This is a genomic window from Kitasatospora sp. NPDC036755, assembly GCF_040636595.1.
In the GTDB taxonomy this organism is placed as follows: Bacteria; Actinomycetota; Actinomycetes; order Streptomycetales; family Streptomycetaceae; genus Kitasatospora.
In genome coordinates this window covers 1-19,310 of the sequence record NZ_JBEZUT010000164.1, presented here as the reverse complement: position 1 = coordinate 19,310, position 19,310 = coordinate 1, and the positions used below count along the sequence as shown (strand labels likewise).

General features: G+C 76.8%; 12 protein-coding genes and 1 pseudogene. 5 read left to right on the top strand and 8 right to left on the bottom strand.

Annotated features, from left to right (window positions below):
* Positions 1–841: 841 nt before the first annotated feature.
* The 3 genes from ligA to AB0E96_RS23710 all read left to right on the top strand — a co-directional run bounded on the left by ligA (position 842) and on the right by AB0E96_RS23710 (position 4,362).
* Positions 842–2,890: an NAD-dependent DNA ligase LigA gene (gene ligA / locus AB0E96_RS23720; protein ID WP_359827053.1), complete on the top strand. Its 2,049-nt coding sequence runs from the start codon at positions 842–844 to the stop codon at positions 2,888–2,890.
* Positions 2,891–3,073: 183 nt separating this feature from the next.
* On the top strand, positions 3,074–3,712 hold the full coding sequence (locus AB0E96_RS23715) for a hypothetical protein (RefSeq protein ID WP_359827050.1): 639 nt from the start codon (positions 3,074–3,076) through the stop codon (positions 3,710–3,712).
* Positions 3,713–3,744: 32 nt separating this feature from the next.
* Positions 3,745–4,362 (top strand): hypothetical protein, encoded by a 618-nt coding sequence (locus AB0E96_RS23710; protein WP_359827047.1) that lies wholly within the window; start codon positions 3,745–3,747, stop codon positions 4,360–4,362.
* 44 nt (positions 4,363–4,406) lie between these two features.
* Here the strand turns inward: AB0E96_RS23710 and AB0E96_RS23705 are convergent, their stop codons facing one another.
* The 7 genes and pseudogenes from AB0E96_RS23705 to AB0E96_RS23675 form a co-directional block, all read right to left on the bottom strand.
* The gene (locus AB0E96_RS23705) at positions 4,407–7,151 is read right to left on the bottom strand and encodes a WD40 repeat domain-containing protein (RefSeq protein WP_359827044.1); all 2,745 of its coding nucleotides are present in this window, start codon (positions 7,149–7,151) and stop codon (positions 4,407–4,409) included.
* A gap of 35 nt (positions 7,152–7,186) precedes the next feature.
* Positions 7,187–8,197 carry a hypothetical protein gene (locus AB0E96_RS23700; protein WP_359827041.1) on the bottom strand — a complete coding sequence of 337 codons (1,011 nt, stop codon included), beginning with the start codon at positions 8,195–8,197 and terminating at the stop codon, positions 7,187–7,189.
* A gap of 133 nt (positions 8,198–8,330) precedes the next feature.
* Entirely contained in the window at positions 8,331–9,647 is a 1,317-nt protein-coding gene (locus tag AB0E96_RS23695; RefSeq protein ID WP_359827038.1) for a HAMP domain-containing sensor histidine kinase, read from the bottom strand.
* A complete protein-coding gene (locus AB0E96_RS23690; RefSeq protein WP_359827035.1) occupies positions 9,647–10,357 on the bottom strand; it encodes a response regulator transcription factor in 711 nt (236 codons plus the stop codon). Before AB0E96_RS23690 ends, AB0E96_RS23695 begins: the two co-directional genes overlap by 1 nt.
* A 59-nt stretch (positions 10,358–10,416) precedes the next feature.
* A complete protein-coding gene (locus AB0E96_RS23685; protein ID WP_359827032.1) occupies positions 10,417–11,970 on the bottom strand; it encodes an alpha/beta hydrolase in 1,554 nt (517 codons plus the stop codon).
* Between the two features lie 275 nt (positions 11,971–12,245).
* A complete protein-coding gene (locus AB0E96_RS23680) occupies positions 12,246–12,674 on the bottom strand; it encodes a helix-turn-helix transcriptional regulator (protein WP_359827030.1) in 429 nt (142 codons plus the stop codon).
* 80 nt (positions 12,675–12,754) lie between these two features.
* Positions 12,755–13,290: pseudogene (locus AB0E96_RS23675) on the bottom strand (AAA family ATPase).
* A 291-nt stretch (positions 13,291–13,581) separates the two neighbouring features.
* Here AB0E96_RS23675 and AB0E96_RS23670 point away from each other — a divergent pair.
* On the top strand, positions 13,582–14,634 hold the full coding sequence (locus tag AB0E96_RS23670) for a hypothetical protein (RefSeq protein WP_359827029.1): 1,053 nt from the start codon (positions 13,582–13,584) through the stop codon (positions 14,632–14,634).
* A 26-nt stretch (positions 14,635–14,660) separates the two neighbouring features.
* A complete protein-coding gene (dpgD, locus tag AB0E96_RS23665; RefSeq protein WP_359827027.1) occupies positions 14,661–15,482 on the top strand; it encodes an enoyl-CoA-hydratase DpgD in 822 nt (273 codons plus the stop codon).
* Positions 15,483–15,524: 42 nt separating this feature from the next.
* Here dpgD and AB0E96_RS23660 read toward each other — a convergent pair.
* The coding region (locus AB0E96_RS23660) for an amino acid adenylation domain-containing protein (RefSeq protein WP_359827025.1) at positions 15,525–19,310 on the bottom strand (3,786 nt) is incomplete at its 5' end.

The following is a 19,310-nucleotide window of genomic DNA, read 5'->3' as shown; positions in this document are numbered from 1 at the left end:
GCCCGCGCGGCCCTGCGCGGGCGCGGGCCCCTCGCCACGGCGGTCGGCGGCTGAGGCGGGAACGCTCAGCGCGTGCGCGGTGAGCCGAGCACCGGAAGTCGACCCGGCCGACTTCCTGTGCGGACAGTGGACGAGTTGTGCCCAGGCTGTCCCGAACACCGAGTGCCTCTCCCAGCGCCCCTCCGGCAGGGACAGCAAGGTGCGGGCGGCCCGGCCGTTGTCGGCCGGGGTGCCCGAAAGGGAGGCTCGTCGGGGCGGCGGCAACCGCTCCGGAGGTCGGTTGATGGAGCGGGCGGGCTCGTGTGTGGGCACACGAGCCCGCCCGAAAGGGAGCCTGGGCGGCCCCCGGCCTTCATGGCCGGGGCCGCCAGCGCGGACCCGGCCGTCCGCTGCGTGGGAAGTCGACCCGGCCGACTTCCTGCTCGGACAGTGGACGGGCTACGCGCAGGCCAGGGCGGGGCCGAGCTGAAACGCGGGCTCGCCCCAAATAGCCCTCCGGCAGGGACAACAGGCTGCGGGCGGTCCGGCCGTTGTCGGCGGGGGTGCCCGCAAGGGAGGCGCGTTGGGGCGGCGCAACGGGTCCGCGGGCCGGTCCGTGGAGCGGGCGGGCACGGACCCGGCCGTCCGCTGCGCAGGAAGTCGGCGGGGCCGACTTCCTGCGCTCACGGGCGGGTCGCGCGGGTGCGGCAGTGGGTGAGGGCGTAGGTGATGCGGCGGTGAGGTCGGTCCGGTAGGTGGCGGGGGCGGGCCGGCGGTGTCGGGTACCTCGTCGATCACCGTGACGCCGGGGGACCTCCGCCGCCGCCGGGCCGTTGTCAGTGCCGACCGCGATGATTCCCGCATGATCGACACCGCCGCTCCGCTCGCCACCCCGTCCGCGTACGCCGACGCCGTCGCCACCGCCGTCCAGGCCGCCGCCGCGTACTACGCCGACGGCTCCACCCCGCTCGGGGACGACGAGTACGACACCCTGCTGCGGGAGATCGCCGCCTACGAGGGCGCCCACCCCGGCGAGGTGCTGCCCGACTCGCCGACCGGCAAGGTGGCCGGCGGCGCCGCGAGCGGCGACGTCCCGCACAGCGTGCCGATGCTCTCCCTGGACAACGTGTTCTCCGCCGAGGAACTGGAGTCCTGGGCGGCCGGCCTGGAGCGGCGCCTGGGCCGGCCCGTCACCGCCTGGTGCGTGGAGCCCAAGCTCGACGGCCTCGCCATCGCCGCCCGTTACCGCGCCGGGCGCCTGCGGCAGGTCGTCACCCGCGGCGACGGTCTCGCCGGCGAGGACATCACCCACGCCGCCGACGCCATCCTCGGCCTGCCCGCCAACCTCGCCGAGCCCGCCGACATCGAACTGCGCGGCGAAGTCCTGCTCACCCGGGACCAGTTCGAGCACGCCAACCGGGTGCGCGCCGAGCACGGCGCCACCCCCTTCGCCAACCCCCGCAACGGCGCCGCCGGCACCCTGCGGGCCAAGGACCGCCCCTACCGGATCGAACTGACCTTCTTCGCCTACGACGCCGTCGGCCCCGACGACCTCGCCCACAGCGCCCTGCTGGAGGACCTCGCCGCACTCGGCGCCAACACCGCCGCCGCCACCGCGGCCCACCCCCGGCACTGCGCGGGCCTGGAGGACGTCCAGCGGCGCATCGAGGAGATCTCCGCGCTGCGCGCCGAACTGCCCTTCGGGATCGACGGCGTGGTGGTCAAGGCCGACCTCGCCGCCGACCGCGCCGAGGCCGGCTCCGGCTCGCGCGCCCCGCGCTGGGCGGTGGCCCGCAAGCTGGCCGCCCAGCACAAGGTCACCCGGCTGCTCGGGGTCGAGTGGAACGTCGGCCGCACCGGCATCATCGCGCCGCGCGCCGTCCTCGAACCGGTCGTCGTCGACGGCGTCACCGTCACCTTCGCCACCCTGCACAACCCCGCCGACATCGAACGCCGCGGACTGATGATCGGCGACCAGGTCTTCGTCTACCGCGCCGGCGACGTCATCCCCCGCGTGGAGGCCCCGGTTCTCGACGCCCGCACCGGCGCCGAGCAGCCGATCGCCTTCCCCGAGGCGTGCCCGCGCTGCGGCGACGCCATCGACACCACCGAACAGCGCTGGCGCTGCATACGCGGCCGCGGCTGCCAGGCCGTCGCCTCCGTCCTGTACGCGGCCGGCCGCGACCAGCTCGACATCGAGGGCCTCGGCGGCACCCGCGCCGTCCAGCTCGTCGAAGCCGGCCTGGTCACCGACCTCGCCGACCTGTTCACCCTCACCCGCGAGCAACTGCTCACCCTGGAGCGGATGGGGGAGACCAGCGCCGTCAACCTGCTCACCGCGATCGCCACCGCCCGCACCCAGCCGCTCAACCGGGTCTTCTGCGCCCTCGGCATCCGCGGCACCGGCCGCACCATGTCCCGCCGGATCGCCGCGCACTTCGGCTCCATGGCCGCGATCCGGGCCGCCGACGCCGAGACCCTGGCCGGCGTCGACGGCATCGGCGCCGAGAAGGCCCGCGTCGTCGCCGCCGAACTCGCCGACCTCGCCCCGCTGCTGGACCGTCTCGCGGCCCTCGGCGTGGGCACCGCCGTCACCGCCCCGACGGCCCCCGCCGCCACGGCGGGTGAGGACGACGGCACCGCTGCGGCCGAGGGCGGCCCGCTCACCGGCGAGGCCGTCGTCGTCACCGGCAGCATGACCGGCGCCCTCGCCGAACTCTCCCGCAACCAGGTCAACGAACTGATCGAACGCGCGGGCGGCAAGGCCTCCTCCTCCGTCTCCAAGCGCACCACCCTCCTGGTCGCGGGCGAGAAGGCCGGCTCCAAGCGCGCCAAGGCCGAGGAACTCGGCATCCGCGTCCTCACCCCCGAGGAGTTCGCCGCCCTGGTCTCCGACCACCTCCCGGCCTGAGCGGGGCCGGCTCCTCCCCGCCTCGTGCGGCGGTCGTGCGGAAATCGTGACGGCCTCGCGCAGGATCGGCACCGGGCCGGGCGGCGTCCACCGCGCGACGGATCGCACCACCGCGCCCGCCCGTACCCGAGCGGTTCCGGTCGCAGGGGTGCGGGCCGTCCACCCGACCACGGAGGAGAACAGATGACCCTCGTCCCCGGGCCGCGCCGGCGCACCCTCGCCGCCTCGGCCGTCACCGCCGTCGCCGTGGGCCTGTTAAGCCTCGGCGCGGCCCCGGCCGCCCACGCCGACACCCTTCCGACGCTCTGCAACCCGGCCGTGGACCGCACCACGGCCGAGCCCGTCAACGTGCAGATCACGCCCCTCGTCACCGACTTCCTGATCTACAACGTCGCCCCGGGCACCACCGGGCAGCACAGCGACACCCTGACCCGGGTCAACTCGGCGACCACCACCGTCGACAACAAGACCGAGATCACCGCCTCCGCGAGCGCGCTGTTCGCCAAGGTCGAGGTGAAGGTCGGCTTCTCGGTGCAGAAGACCACCTCCAGCACCACCAGCGTGACCGTCAGCGACACGTGGAACCTCAACTCCCCGGGCCGGTACGGCCTCTACCGGGGAACCAGGGTCGTCACCGGCCAGTACGTCAACCGGATCTGCGCCCAGACCGGCGCCAACACCGGCATCTGGGTCACCACCTCGCCGTCCCCCGGGACCTTCACCACCTACGAGTCCCCGGAGATCGGCTCCGTCGGCTGCGCGCCCGCCGAACCGGCCGGCACCGTACGCCGGGCCGCCCAACTCCTCATCAGCAACTGCTGACCGTGCCCACCGACCTGACGACGGAGGACCCCGTGACGAACCGGCTCGGACACACGACCACCCGCCCGGGCAGGGCACTGCGCGGCCTCGCCGCCGCCGCGCTCGCCTCGCTGGCCGGCCTGACTCTGCTCGCCGGCCCCGCCGCGGCCGCCACCGAGGGCCTGGCCTCCAGCGAGTGGCACGGCTACGTCTGCGACGACGGCTACTACCGGATCAAGACGCCGTTCGGACAGCTCGTGGAACGCAACCAGTACAGCGCCTGGGGGCAGGCCATCCAGAACCCCGACAGCGGTGCCTACCGCCAGCAGTGGAAGCTGTGCCACTACAAGGACGACAGCCAGTCGTTCATCTTCCGCAGCCGGGAGAACGAGGGCGACTGCCTGGGCGTCTGGAAGCAGAACCCGAACGACGGCAACGAGGGGCTGGCCGACGGCGCCAACTTCAACGTCTTCGACTGCCAGGGCTGGATCTACGGCAACCAGATCTTCCACTTCGTGTACCCGGCGCCCGGCTCCAACCAGGTGCTGATGAAGATCGGGCACAGCGGGAGCTTCGCGGCCGTCTCCGACGCGAACGGCGGCGCGGGCTCGTCCATCGCCCAGTACGGCTACCGGGCGTCCCTGTTCACGCTGGACCACCTCGCGGCCTGACGTCCCCGTGCGGGGCCGGCCCTTCCGGGGCCGTCCCCGCACGCTCACGCGGACGCTGCGGACCCGTCGGACCCGTCGGACCCGTCGGACTCGGCGGACTCCACGAGCCGGAACACCCCGACCTCCCAGCCGAAGCCGACCACCAGCCGGCCCCCGGGGGCCGCGGCCAGCGCGCCGACCGGCAGCGGCAGCACCAGGTCGGGGCCGACCCGCTCGAGCGTGGCCGGGTCCCAGGTCCGGACGGTGCCGTCGTCGTCGCCGGTGACGAGGACCGGACGGCCCGCGACCCGCGCCGCGGTCAGCACGGCGGTGTCGTCGGCGGCGGCGCGCAGGGGAGGGCCGAGCGGGGAGCGGGTGGCCAGGTCCCAGACGTGCACCAGGCCGTCGTCGCTGCCCGCCGCCACGACCGGGCGGCCGTCGACCACCATCGCCACCAGCGCCTCGATGCCCGGCCCGTCGTCCTCGTCGTCCTCGTCCGTCCACTCCTCGTCGTCGGCGTGGTCCGGTTCCTCCGCGTCGTCCTCGGCCGGTGAGGGGCGGCCCGGGAGCGCGATCGGCTCGCCGACCGCGGCGCCGGTGGCGAGGTCCCACACCCGCACGTCCCCGTCGTCCGCGGTGACGGCGACCGCCCGGCCGTCGAGCACCGTCGTGGCCACCGCGGTCACGTGGAACCGGTGTCCGGCCGCCGGCTCGTGGAGGACCTCCCCGGTGGCGAGGTCCCAGACCCGGACGAGGCCCTCCGAGTCCCCGGTGACGGCGAGCGCCCGGCCGTCCAGCACCGCCGTGGCCACCGCGCCCACCGCGCGGTCGTGGACCAGCGGCGGACCCGCCGGGCTCCCGGTGGCCGGATCCCATAGCCGGACCTCCCCGGCGCGCGGCTCGACGGTGGCCACCACGGGACGGCCGTCGACCACCGCCGTCGCCATCGCCCGCACCGGCTCCCCGGAGCCGGCGAAGGGCGTGCCGGCGTCGGCGCCGTCGGCCAGGTCCCACAGGCGTGCCGTGCCGTCCCAGTCGGTGCTGACCACCAGCGTCCTGCCGTCGACCTCGACCGTCGCCGCGGCGGTCACCTCGGTGCCGTGTCCGGGCAGCGGGTCGCCCACGGAGCGGTCGTCGACGGCCGGGTCCCAGCGGTGCACCCGGCCGTCGGAGGTGCCGAGGAGCACCACCGGCCGTCCGTCCGGCGTCGAGGTCGACGCCAGCGACCTGGTCCGGCCGTTCGGCCCGGGGAAGGCCTGGGCGAGCTGCCGTCCGGTGGCCGCGTCCCACAGCCGCAGCAGGCCGGAGTCGTCGCTGGTGGCCACCGTCGTCCCGGCCCCGGTGGCCACCGCCGCCACCTCCTGCGGCCGCTCGTGCGCGACGGCGAGGCTCTCGCCCACCGGCCGGGCCGTGGCCAGGTCCCACAGGGTGGTGGTGCCGTCCCACGCGCCGACGGCCACGGCCGGGCGGCCGCCGGCGTCCACCACGGCCACCGCCTGCACCGGGCCGTGCCCGGTCCTCACCGGCGGCAGCAGCTCGCGGCCCCTCGCCAGGTCCCAGATCCGTACGGTTCCTTGGAAGTCGCCGGTCACCGCGACGGGCCGGCGCAGGATCACCGTCGTCGCCACCGCCGTCAGCCGGCCGGGGCGGGAGCCGCCGGGGGCGGCCGGGTCGCGCATCGGCTTGCCGACCGGCTCTCCGGTGGCCAGGTCCCAGACCCGCACGCTGCAGTCGTCGCCGCAGGTGACGGCCACCGGGCGGCGGCGCAGCACGGCGGTGGCCGCCCCGGTGACCCAGTCGGTGTGCCCGGGCAGGGGCGGGTGCAGCAGCCGGCGGGTCGTCAGGTCCCAGATCCGCACGGCCTCGTCGGTGCCGGCGGAGACCGCCACCGCCCGGCCGTCCAGCTCGGCCGCGGCCACGGCGTGGACGCGGCCGGTGTGGTCGGTCATCGGCTCGCCGACGGCCTCGCCGGTGGCCACGTCCCACAGCCGCACGGTGCCGTCGTCGCCGCCGGTGACCACGACCGCCCGGCCGTCCACCGCGGCCGGGACCGCGGCGATCGCCCCGACGGCCTCCCCGTGCCCGGCCACGCTCCAGCGGCAGCCGCCCTGTGGGGTGCCGCTGGCCCACTCGGCGCGCCGGCGCGGGTACCGCTCCTCCGCCACCGGGACGGCCTCGAAGCGGGCGGCCAGTCGGGCGTCCCCGTAGCGCAGGGCGTCCAGCGCCAGCAGCTGGCGGCGCACCGCGGGGTCGGCCTCCCGGTGCCGGTGGACCGAGGCCTCGTACACCGCGGCGCCCGCCCGCCCGAACCCCCACGCCTCGGGGAGCAGGGCCAGCACGGTCGCCGGGTCGGCGTTCACCAGGAACCCGGCGTCGGCGAACGGGACGGAGCCCAGGTAGACGGCGACGGCGCGGCGCAGTTCGGGATCCGGCCCCTGGGCCGCGCGCAGCCACAGCGCCACGGCCTCGCCGACCTCGCCGTCCTCGGACAGCATCACCCCCAGCCGCTCCTCGGCGAGTTGGCGGTAGGGCGGGATCCGCGTGGCGACCGCCGCGCGCAGCAGCCGGTGCGCCTCGGCCCGGTCGCCGTCGAAGCGCGCCCGGTCGGCCGCGTCGATGGTGGACGCGACCTCGACGAGTTCCTCGGCCACCTGCGGGGGCAGGGTGGAGAGGTCCATCAGTTCCCCGGGGCGCGCCCACGCCCTGGGGTCCCGGGCGGCGGGCGGGGCGGCCGCGGGCTGCCCGCCGTGCGGGCGGCGGCCGCCGAACAACCGGCCTATCCAGCCCCGGTGTTCCTTCGCGTCGGTCATCGACTCTCCCCACTTCCGTACCGATCCGCCCCACCCTACTGATCGGCCCGCGCTCGGCCCTCGGGCGCCACCGGGGGGTTGCCGTTGGCGGCGAGGCGGTCGCTCATCTCCTTGTGGGCGCGCCGGGAGTGCGGGTTGGCCGGGTCGTGGACGAGGCGCAGGTAGTCGTAGAGGATCCGCACGCACTCGTCCCGGGTGGAGCAGGGCGCGTCGGCGGCCAGGTCGAGGCCCCGGGTGACCTCCGTCAGCCGTCCGTCGGCGTCGGCGTACACCGGGTGCCAGACGAGCCGCACCGCCGGGTCGAGCGCCATGACCACCCGCAGCTGCGGCACCTCCTGCGCGATGAGGACGCTCTCGGGGTCGTACGCCCGCAGGAAGATGTGGACGGGGCCGCGGGCGCGGCTCACGAAGGCCTTGGACAGGACGTTCCACATGGGCGTCTTGAGCGCCCAGTCCGGGGTCAGCGTCAGCTTGTCGACGACCCCGCCGAAGGCGGTGGCCTCCAGCGGGGTGTGGCCCTTGGCGAGGGCGTAGTCGCTGACCTCCCGGCCGCCCGACCACAGGGCCAGCGTCGGGGTGTCGATCTCCAGGTGGTCGCCGACGACCCGCACCAGCTCCTGGTACCAGGTGTTGGAGGCGCGGTGGTCGCGCTGCTCCTGGCGTTCGGTGAAGCGCCCCATGGCCTCGTCGTTGAGCTGCCCCTGCTCGGCGATGCCGCCGAGGACGAGCTGCCAGGCGATCTCCGTGATGTCCGGGGAGAAGCCCGCCCGGGCCATGTCCTCGCGGAACGTGGCCCACTCGCCGTGCGAGACGGGGTCGGCGGCGTCGCGCCGGGCCTGTTCCCGGACGCCGGGGGCCGCCGTGCGCTGGATCCGGCGGGTGACGGCCGCGTTGCCCACCGTCCGTTGCAGGGCGGCGAGTTCGGCGGGGCGCGGCGCCCTGCCGGGGCTCGCGGGCGCCGGGGCCGGGGCCTGCGCCGGGCGCCTTCCCGGTACGGGTGCGGCCTCGGGCGCCCGTTCCGTCGAGGGTGTCACGGTCCTGCGCACGTTCCCCGGTCCTCCCGCCTCGCCGCCCGGCCCGGCCCCCGCTGTTCGGGGCCGTCCCCGTCGACCCTACGGCCCCGGCGCGGCGCCCGGCAGGGTCCGCAGGGGCAGCGCCGGGGCACGGTCGGGCGGCCGGTCAGCCGCCGGGGGCGGGCGGCAGCCGGAAGCCGACCTCGGCGCCGCCGCCCGGCGCGGCGTCGGCGAAGACGGTGCCGTGGTCGGCGGCCACCAGGTCGTGCACGATGGCCAGGCCCAGCCCCGAGCCCGGGGTGGACTGGGTGCCGGTGGCGCGGTAGAAGCGCTCGAAGACGGCCTGCCGGTCGCCGGGCGCGATGCCGGGCCCGTGGTCGCGCACGGCCAGCCGGGTGCCGGTGATCCGGATCTCCACCGGGCTGCCGTCCGGGCTGAACTTGACGGCGTTGCCCACCAGGTTGTCCACGCAGCGCTGCAGTGCCCGCGGGCGGGCGAGCACCGGCACCGGCCCGTCGGCGCTGACGGTGATCTCCCGGCCGGTCCGGCGGTGGAAGCGCCGGGCGCTGTCCTCGGCGGCGTCCGGCAGGTCGAGCGGCTCCGGGTCCTCCGCGGTCTGCCGGTCGGTGGCCAACTCGACGAGTTCGCGGACGAGTTCGTCGAGGGCGACGGTCTCGGTGACCAGGGTGGCGAGGATCTGCTCCTCGTCCTCGGGGGCGAGCCGGCCGCGGGCGCGCTGGAGGAGCTCGGCGCAGCCGCGCACCGAGGTCAGCGGGGTGCGCAGCTCGTGGCTGGCGTCCTGGACCAGGCGCTGCTGCTGCTCGCGGGAGCGGTGCAGCGCGCCGACCATCGACTCGAAGGCCCGGGTGAGGCCGCCGACCTCGTCGCGCCCGGCGGCGGGCAGCGGGGTGGCCAGGTCGCGGGTGGTGGTGATGTGCTCGGCGGCGGCGGCCAGGCGCCGCACCGGGCGCAGGATCCGGCCGAGGACGAACCAACTGAGCAGGGCGCAGGCGGCCGCGGCCGCCGCGCCGGTGACGGTGATGCGCCGGAGGAACGCCTCGTCGACCTCGGTGACCCCGGCGTAGGTCTGGCCGACCATCACCGCGCCCTGCCCGTCCGGGCGGGCCAGGGTGAGCACGCCGTACGGGGTGCCGTCGACGGTGGCGTCCTCCTGGTGGGAGCCCTGCCCGGTGCGGGCCACCTCCAGGGCCCGGTCGGAGACCGGCAGCGCCGGTGCGCCCGGGGCCAGCGGCCGTACGGCGGTGCCGTCGGCGGGCAGCAGCTGCTCGACGGTGTCGGGCCGGGCGAGCGGGGGCCGGCCGAGCTCCAGGGCGGCGAGCACGGTGTGGGCGCGGTCCTGCAGGCTGCGGTCGAGCTGGTCGGAGACCAGGGTGCTGACGCCGCGGTAGGCGGCGGTGACGGGAACGGCGATCGCCAGCAGCACGGAGGCGAGGACGACGAGGCCGATCCGGGTGCGCAGCATCAGGCGCTCCGGGCGGTGTAGCCGACGTTGCGCACGGTGTGGATCAGCCGGGGCGCGCCGTCCTCCTCGGTCTTGCGGCGCAGGTAGCCGACGTAGACGTCGAGCGAGCGCGAGTCGGTGTCGAAGTCGTAGCCCCAGATGCGCTCGTAGATCCGGTGGCGGGTCAGGACGGTGCCCTGGTTGCGCAGGAGCAGTTCCAGCAGGTCGAACTCGGTCTTGGTCAGGTCCAGGCGCCGCCCGCCGCGGTGGGCCAGGCGGGCGGCGGGGTCCAGGGAGAGGTCGGCCAGGGCGAGGCCGGCGCCGGCACCGGCCTCGGCGCCGAGCGGTTCGGCGCGCCGTAGCAGGGCCCGTATGCGGGCCAGCAGTTCCTCGGTGGCGAAGGGCTTGGCGAGGTAGTCGTCGGCGCCCGCGTCCAGCCCGGCGACCCGGTCGCCGAGCTGGTGGCGGGCGGTGAGGACCAGGACGGGCAGCCGGTCGCCGCGCCGGCGCAGCATCCGGCACAGCGCGAGGCCGTCGAGGCGGGGCATGACCACGTCCACCACCGCGAGGTCGGGGCGCCGGTGCTCCAGGAGGTCCAGGGCCTCCTGGCCGTCGGCGGTGGTGAGCACCTGGTAGCCCTCGAAGCGCAGCAGGTGGTCCAGGGTGCTGCGGACGCCGGGGTCGTCCTCGACGACCAGGACGGTGCGCCGGGCGGTGATGGGATCTGTCATGGTGTCATCCTCGCTGGTGGCGGGGGGTGGTCTGGCCCGGCGGCGGCCCCGGACGGCGGTCAGCGGGGGACGGGGACGACCGCGACCGGGGGGATCTGCGCGAGGCAGGAGGTGTCGCCGACCTCGCCGGTGCGGATGAAGTGACCGGAGATCTCCAGCGTGCAGCCGGTCGACTCCAGCTCCGGCACGTGCCCGGCGTTGGGCACCGAGACGAAGGCGCTGCGGCGGAACTGGGCCGCGGACAGGCGGGAGTTGACCTCCGGGGTGTTGGTGTCCAGGTCCCCGGAGAGGACCAGGACGGGCACGTCGGGCACGTTGCGCAGATCGGTGGGCTGGGGGCGGGCGGTGCCCCGGCGCGGCCAGTCCAGGCAGTTGTCCCCGCCGTCGGTCTGGCCCGCGGCCCAGCCCGCGGGGCTGAACGCCCCGAAGTCGGCCGGGTCCGCGGCGGCCACGGCGGCGCGGTACTGGCGGCGGCGCTCGGCCGGCGAGGCGTCCGGGTCCCAGGTGCGGGCGTAGTCGTTGCAGGTGACGGCCAGGAACGAGGCCTGGTCCTCGGTGCCGGTGTGCTCGATCTCGCGGCGCACCAGGGCGGCCAGCGGCGCCTCGTCGCCCGCCGCGAAGGCGTGCAGCGCGGCCGGCAGCTCGCCGAGCAGCGCGGGCGTCCCGGGGTCGGCGCCGGCGCCGCGGGTGGCCGGCTCGTACATCAGGTCGGCGAGCTTGTCCTCGGTGAACCGCACGGTGCGCCGCTCGCCGTCCACGGAGGCGGTCACCTTCAACGGGCGGGCGCGCAGCCGCTCGGTGACGGCGGCCAGGTCGTGCACGGCGGTCTGCGGGTCGCAGGCCCCGCTGCGCTCGCAGATCCGGCGCAGCGTCAGCGAGACCTGCTGGGCGCCGGGCCGGGCCAGGGAGTCGAAGGCGAGCGGGTAGGCGCCGGAGAGCACCATCCTCTCCACCCGCTCGGGGTGGCGGTCGGCGTACACCGGCATCAGGTAGGTGCCGTACGACAGGCCGTACAGGACCAGCTTCGGGGCGCCCAGGCGCTCGCGGGCCGCGTCGATGTCGTCGGCCGTGGCGGCGCTGGTGTAGCCGCGGGCCCGCGGGCCGAGCTCCTCGGCGCACTCGGCGACGGCCTCGCGCATCCCCGCCCGCGGGGCCCAGCGGTACTCGGCCTCCGTGACGCCGCAGGGCAGCCGGCCCGAGCGGCCGGTGCCGCGCGGGTCCAGCAGCAGCACGTCGTAGTCGTCCAGGACGCCCTCCAGCGCCCCGGCGACCTGCTCGGCGCGGTCGATCAGCGTCTCGCCGGGGCCGCCGGGGTTGAGCGCGACGGTGCCCAGGGCCGGGCCGGGGCGGCTGTGGCGCACCACCGCGTAGCTCACGTCGATGCCGCCCAGGCGCGGCTCGCCCGCCACCAGCGGGCGGCGCATCGTCGTGCAGTCGACCTGGTGCCCGGGCACGGCCGGGCACCACGCGGGGCCGGCCGGCGCCCCGGCGGGGGAGGCCTGCGCGGGGGTGGCGGCGACCGGCAGCACCGTCGCCAGCACCGCCAGGGCCGCCGCGGCCAGGCCGCCCCGCTGCTTCGCCCCGCTCGTCGCCGTGCCCGTGTTCGTCGTCATCGCCGTGCCCTTCGTCCGTCCTGCGGTCGGTGTGGGCACCACCTTGCGGGGCGCCCGTCAGCGGTTCGGCAGAGCGACGGCAAAGGCGTGTAAGAACCCGCGCCCGGCGGTTCGGGGCCGTCCGGGCCGGGAGCGGAGTCGGCGGCAACCGGCCCCGACGAGGAGAGGCCGGCGGGCCCCGGCCGTCGGCTACGGGATCGCCGAGCAGGTGCCGAGCGCGTGCGGCCGGGTACGGCGGGAGGCAGAGCCCTCCCGCCGTACGGCGAACGCTGGGGTCAGGCGGCCAGGCAGAGGCCGTTGTGGCGCCCCGTCGGCGCGGTGCGGCCCCGGCCCGCCAGGCTCCGGCCCGCTCGGCTCGGGGCGGCGTACCGGGCCAGCTCCTCCTGGGCGAGCGAGAGCAGGTCCCCGAGGCCGAGCCCCAGCGCCCGGGCGGCGGCCGCGAGCACCTCCGAGGAGGCCTCCTTGCGGCCGCGCTCCAGCTCCGACAGGTACGGCATCGAGATCCGGGCCGCCTCCGCGACGTCCTTCAGCGTGCGCTCCTGGGCGAGCCGTTCGCGCCGCAGCACGTCGCCGACGACGTCGCGCCACAGCGGCTCCCTCCGTGCGGGCGTGCGCGCGGGGCGGGGCTCCCCGCCGGCCGCGGGCGGCGAGGCCTGCGGGCGCAGCGGGAGGACGCGGGCTTCGTTCGGCGCATGAGTGCTCACCCCCTCAGCCTAGGGACCGGCGGCCCGGGCGGAAGGGGGCGGCGTTCCGCCCTGGGAGAAGCCGCCGTACGGGCGCGGGTTCAGGGCCGGGGGACCCAGCCGGGCGGGGTGAGGCCGGTGTCGGCGAGGATCCGTCCGACCGTCTCGTCCAGGCCGCTGTGCGGGCCGACGACCCGTTCGATCCCGTGGGGGAGCAGGTCGTGGGGCCGGTACCAGTCGGCCATCTCCTCGGGGGAGAACTCGGCGCCCTGGGGCGGGTGGCGTGCCGGCGCACCGTCTCCTCGAAGCCGACGTCGAGGTAGTAGAGGAAGCAGCGCCCCCGGTGGTCGGCGGCGAGCCGGGCCAGCATCGGCCCGTAGTGCTCGGCGGTGAGGATGCCCTCGACGACCGTGTGGAAGCCGTGGCCGAGGGCGTGCCGCGCGACCAGGTCGATCAGCCCGATGTTCGCCCCGCCCGGGACGTCCCGCTCCCGCAGGACGGTGCGGCGCAGCACGTCCTGCCCGACGACGGCCAGGCCCCGCCCGTACGCGGCCCGCAGCCGCGCGGCGACGCTGGACTTCCCCGCACCGCTCGGACCGCGCACCACGACCAGCACGCTCTGCTGACTGCCCGCCATGACGCAACCCTCCCCGCGCCGCGCCCCGGCCACACCGCCGGGTGCCCGGCGGCCCGCGGACCGCGGCGGTCGGGGCCCGCGCCGGGGCCGGCCCGGGCCCCTGTATGTTGATCACTCGCCGACCCCGTCGGTGTCCCGCCCCGGGGGTCGACGCGCGGGCCGGCCCGACGCGGCCGCCGTTGCGCGCGGGCCGGGCCACCGCCGCCGGGCAGCCGGAAGGACCACCCGGCCGAGCCCGCGCCCCGGGGCCGAACAGCCGCTCACCGTCACGACGTTCCCGAAGGATCCCGCATGACCGTTCCCGCCCCGCCCGACAGCGGCCCGCCGTCCGCCGCGGAGCCGGCCGGCGCCGACCCGTGGGCGCCGCCGGACCCGGGCGTGGCCCCCACCGCCGCCGCGCCGCCCGTCGCCCCCGCCGCGCCGCCCGTCGCCCCCGGCGCGCCCGCCGCCCCGGGCATGCCGCCCGGCGGTGCCCCCGGCGGGCCGTACTGGCCGCCGTACCCGATGCCGACGCACGCCCCGCAGCCCCGCAACGGCCTGGGCATCGCCGCCCTGGTGCTCGGGATCGTCGGCGTCGTCCTCGGCCTGGTCATCGTCCTGTTCTGGCTGTCCTGGCTGCCGGCCCTGCTCGCCCTCGTCTTCGGCGCCATCGGCCTGGGCCACGCCCGCAAGGGCCTGGCGACCAACCGGGCGATGGCCCTGGCGGGCGTGGTCCTGGGCATCACCGGCCTGCTGGTCTCGGTCGGCACCGGCGTGTTCGTCGGGGTCCGGGTGCACGCCATCAACAAGGAGCTGAAGGCGGAGGCGGACGACGCCCGCGCCCGCTCCGAGGCCGCCACCAAGGCCGCCCAGGAACGGGCCGCCAAGGAGAAGGCCCGCCTCGACGCCGAACGCCAGAAGTACGAGGCCGAGCAGGAGAAGGCGGCCGCCGACGAGCGGGCCCGGCACCTGCCCTTCGGCCAGTCCTACACCTACCCGGACGGGCTGAAGGTCACCATGGCCGCGCCGGAGCCGTACACCCCGCGCGGGGCCGTCGGCGAGGTCCCCAAGGACGCCGAGGTCGTCCAGGTGCGGATCACCGTCGCCAACACCGGCCCCGCCGAGGTCTCGCTCTACGGATCGGGGATGCCCACCGTCAAGGACGCCAAGGGCAACCTCGTCTTCACCCTGATCGACGGCAGCGGCCGGATGAAGCTCCTCGCCGACTCCCTGGCCCCGGGCCAGGAGGCCGTCAGCCTGACCGCCTACGCCCTGCCGGCCGACGCCGGTCCCTTCACCGTCCGCTTCGACCACACCATGGGCACGGACCACCGGAGCGTCGTCTGGACCGGCTCCCCGGGCTGACCCGCCCCCGCCGGTACCCTGCCCGCGTGGACCCCGCCCAGGAGGAACCCGCGACCGACCGGCCCGTGCTCTACGAACGGGCCGGTCCCGTCGCCCGCGTGACGCTCAACCGGCCCCGTGTGCTCAACGCGATGGACCTGCGGATGCACACCGAGCTCGGCGCGGTCTGGGACGAGGTCGAACGCGACGACCGGGTACGGCTGGTCGTGCTCACCGGCGCCGGGGACCGCGCCTTCTCGGTCGGCCAGGACCTCGCGGAACGGGCCCGCCTCGACCGCGAGGGCGCGCCGCCGACGACCTTCGGATCCCGGGGCCAGCCGGGCGCGCCCCGCCTGACCGACCGCTTCTCCCTGACCAAACCGGTCCTCGCCCGGGTCCGCGGCCACGCCCTCGGCGGCGGCTTCGAACTGGTCCTCGCCTGCGACCTGGTGATCGCCGCCGACAGCGCCGTCTTCGCCCTGCCCGAAGCCACCCTCGGGCTCGTCCCGGGCGCGGGCGGCGCCTTCCGGCTGGCCCGCCAGATCCCGCTCAAGGCCGCGATGGGCTACCTGCTGACCGGACGCCGGATGACGGCGGCCGAGGCCCTGGCCTTCGGACTCGTCAACGAGGTCGTCCCGGACGACCGGCTCGACGAGTGCGTCGAACGCTGGACGGCCGACCTGCTGCGCTGCGCCCCCCTGTCGCAGCGCGCCCTGAAGGAGGCCGTGCTGCGCTCGCTGGACCTGCCGCTGGAGCGGGCGTTCACCACCCATTACCACTGGGAGCAGGTCCGCCGGGCCAGCGAGGACGCCCGCGAGGGGCCGCGCGCCTTCGCGGAGAAGCGCCCCCCGGTGTGGCGCGGACGCTGAACCGCCCCGGGCCCGGGCCGAGTCGCCCGGGCCCGGCCCCGCTCAGCCCTCCTCCCCGCTCCCGAAGGCCGACTCGAACTCGTCGATGTCCTCCTGGCCCAGCGAGATCAGCGAGAAGTCCGACGGGGTGTGACCGCCCGGGCCCTCGGCGGCGTGCCGCACCAGGCCCTCCAGCACGGCCCGCCACCGCCCGGCGAGGTCCTCCAGCTCGGCCGTGCCGAGCAGCCCGCCCGGCGACTCCAGGACGAAGCCCAGCTCGGGCCCCCGCGGCAGGTCCCGGGCCGAGCCGTTGATCTCCAGCACGTGCCGCAGCGGCGTCGACGGGTCGACCCCGCCGTCCGGCACCGGGCGCTCGCCCGCCGGCGTCCACGCCCGGGCCGCGCCACCGCCGCCACCGTCCGCACCGCCGGAACCCGTACCGCCGGAGCCCGCGCCGTCCGCGCCCGGGGAGTCCGAACCGCCGAACCGGCCCAGGTAGTTGAACCCGATCTGCGCCGCCGCCAACGGCTCCAGCACCGCCCGGGTGGCCGGGTTCAGGTACCTGAGCAGCCCGTACCCGAGGCCGTCGCCCGGCACCTGCCGCAGCTGCTCCTTGACCCGCTTGATCAGCCGCGCCGCGTCCGCCCCGCCCGCCCGGACCTCGGCCGGGTCGATCGGACCGGGCTCCAGCCACACCGGGTGGACGGCGGTGAACCACCCGACCGTCCGCGTCAGGTCCATGTCCTCGGCCAGCGGCACCCGCCCGTGCGCCTCCCGGTCGATCAGGAAGCCCTGCGGGGCCGGCCCGCCGCGCGAGCGCAGCCACTCGTCGAGCGCCGCGGTCAGCCCGGACAGCAGCACGTCGTCGACGCCCGCGTGATAGGCGGCGGGCAGCGCGGCCAGCAGCGATCCGGCCATCGGCGCCGCGACGGTCAGCTCCGCGCGGGACACCCCGGCCCCCACCGTGTCGGTCCGCGGGTCCAGCGGCCGCCCGGCGAGCGGCTCCTCGACCCGCTCGACCATCCGCCGCCAGGCCGGCAGCTCGTCCACCGTCCGCTGCGCCCTGGCCCGCTGCGCCAGGGCGTCCGCCCAGCGGCGGAAGGAGGCCGGCTCGGGGGCGACGGCCGCCCGCGCGGCGTCCGCGCCGCCGGTGGCCAGGGCCGCGTCCGCGAGCGCCAGGTCGGGCATCAGCACCCGCCAGGAGACCCCGTCGATCACCAGGTGGTGGGCCGTCAGCAGCACCAGGGCGTCCCGGCCGGGGCCGCGCTCGATCAGCACGGCCCGCAGCATCACGCCGTCGCCGGGCGCGAGCGCGGCCTGGGCGGCCGCGGCCCGCTCGTCGACCAGCGCGTCCAGCCGCGGCCCGTCCAGGCCCGCCGCGTCCACCCGGGTCACCAGGTCCGCCGGGTCCACGGCCGAGGCGTCCCGCGGCTCGGGGACCACCAGCTCCCCGTCCGCCAGCCGCGCCCGCAGCACGTCGTGCCGCGCCATGACGGCCCCGAGGACGGCGGCCAGCCGTCCGGGCGTCAGACCGGGCGGGGCGGTCAGCAGCATCGACTGGCTGCCGGCGCGCGCCGCCGAGCCCGTACGGGCCGCGATCTCGCGCATCACCGGGGTCAGCGGCACCGGGCCCCAGGGGACGTCCTCGGGGCGGTCCTGCCGCTCGGCGTCGACCGGCTCGGCCACCCGCGCCAGCTCCGCGGGCGTGCGCAGCTCGAAGATCTGGCGCGGGGTGATCGCCAGGCCGGCCTTGCGGGCCCGCCCGGACAACAGCATCGAGGTGATCGAGTCGCCGCCGAGGCCGAAGAACGAGTCCTCCGCCCCCGCCCGTTCCAGGTTCAGCACCTCGGCGAACAGGCGGCACAGCAGCTCCTCCGTGTCGGTGGCCGCGGCGCGTCCCGCCGTCCGGCCGGGGAAGTCGGGCAGCGGCAGGGCGGCCCGGTCGACCTTGCCGTTCGCCGTCACCGGCAGCGCCTCCAGCACGGTCACCGAGGCCGGGACCATGTAGTCGGGCAGCCGCGCGGCGAGGTGCTCCACCAGCGCCCGCGGTTCGGGCCGGGCCCGGTCGCCGCCGGCCGGCACCACGTACCCGGCCAGCCGCTTGCGGCCGTCCGCGTCCTCCAGCGCGACCACCAGCGCCTGCCCGACGTCCGGGTGCGCGGCCAGCTCGGCCTCGATCTCGGCCGGCTCGACGCGGAACCCGCGGATCTTGAGCTGCTTGTCGGCGCGGCCGAGGAAGAGCAGCTGCCCGTCCCGGGTCCACTGCGCCAGGTCGCCGGTGCGGTACATCCGCGCCCCCTCGGGCTCGCCCTCGGCGGGGAAGGGGCAGGCGACGAAGCGCTCCGCGGTGAGCGCGGGGCGCCCCAGGTAGCCGCGGGCCAGCCCGGCCCCGGCGAGGTAGAGCTCGCCGGTCATGCCGGCCGGCACGGGCCGCAGGAACGCGTCGAGGACGAACGCCCGGGTGTTGTCCATCGGCCGGCCCAGCGGCACCGCGTCGGGCACCGCGTCCGGGTCGGTGAAGGGCAGCTGGGTGGCGAAGGCGGTGGACTCGGTGGGGCCGTAGGTGGTGCGCACCACCAGGCCCGGGTGGGCGTGCAGCAGGGTCCGTACGGCGTGCGCGGAGACGACGTCGCCGCCGGTGGACACCTCGCGCACCCCGGCGAAGATGTGCGCGGCCTGCTCGGCGAGCACCCGGAAGTGCCCGGCCGTGGCGTGCACGCTGGTCACCTTCTGGGCCGCGATCAGCCGGCCGCGCTCGACGGTGTCGGTGTCCCCGGGGGGCACCAGCACCAGCCGGCCGCCGTGCAGCAGCGTCGTCCAGATCTCGTAGGTGGAGGCGTCGAAGGCGTGGTTGGCCTGCACCAGCACCCGTTCGAGGGTCTCGGCCGACCAGCAGGTGTCCAGGCAGAACGCCAGGACGCTGCCGTACGTCACCGCGACGCCCTTGGGCAGGCCGGTGGAGCCGGAGGTGTAGATGACGTACATCAGGTTCTCCGGGCGCACCGGCACCGCGGGGAAGGCCTCGGCGTCGGCCGGGGAGTCCTCGTCTGGGGAGCCCTGGAAGAGGGGGTCCTGGGCGGGGGAGCCCGGGGCGGCGTCCCCGTCCGCGTCGGCCGGCTCCAGGCGCAGCACCTCGGCGCCGCCGAACAGCGCCGGGTCGGCCAGGCCGCGCCGCGCGTTCGGCCCGTCGACCAGCACCACGGCCGCGCCCGCCTGCGCCGCCACCGCGGAGAGCCGGGCGGCCGGGTGCCCGCCGTCCATCGGCAGGTACGCCGCCCCGGCCTTGACCACCGCCAGCAGCGCGGTGACCAGTTCGGGCGAGCGCTCGGCGACCACGCCCACCAGCGTCTCCGGGCCCACACCGAGCCCGGCCAGCCGGCGGGCCAGCCGGTTCGCGCGCCGGTCCAGCGCGGCGTAGGTCAGTTCGGTGTCCCCGGCCACCACGGCCACCGCCCCGGGGGTGCGGCGCACCTGCTGCCCGAAGAGCTCGGCGAGCGTGGCGGCGGGCAGTTCGCGGCGGGTCCGGTAGCCGGTCCCGTCGAGCTCGCCGCGCTCCTCGTCGAGCAGCACGTCGAGCCGGCCCAGGGGCACGTCCGGGTCGTCGGCGACCTGGCGCAGCACCAGGAGCATCCGGTCGACCAGGGCGCGGGCGGTGGGTTCGTCGAACAGGTCGGGCCGGTAGTCCAGCCGCAGTTCGATGTCGTCGGTCGGCGTGACCACGATCGTCAGCGGGTAGTGGGCGGCCTCCTCGCCGCCGCCGGCCGACACCCGGATGCCGGCCGGGCCCCGCAGGCCGATCCCCGGCGGCCCGCCCGCCGGTTCCCGCCCGCCGCCCGGCCCCGGGGGCGC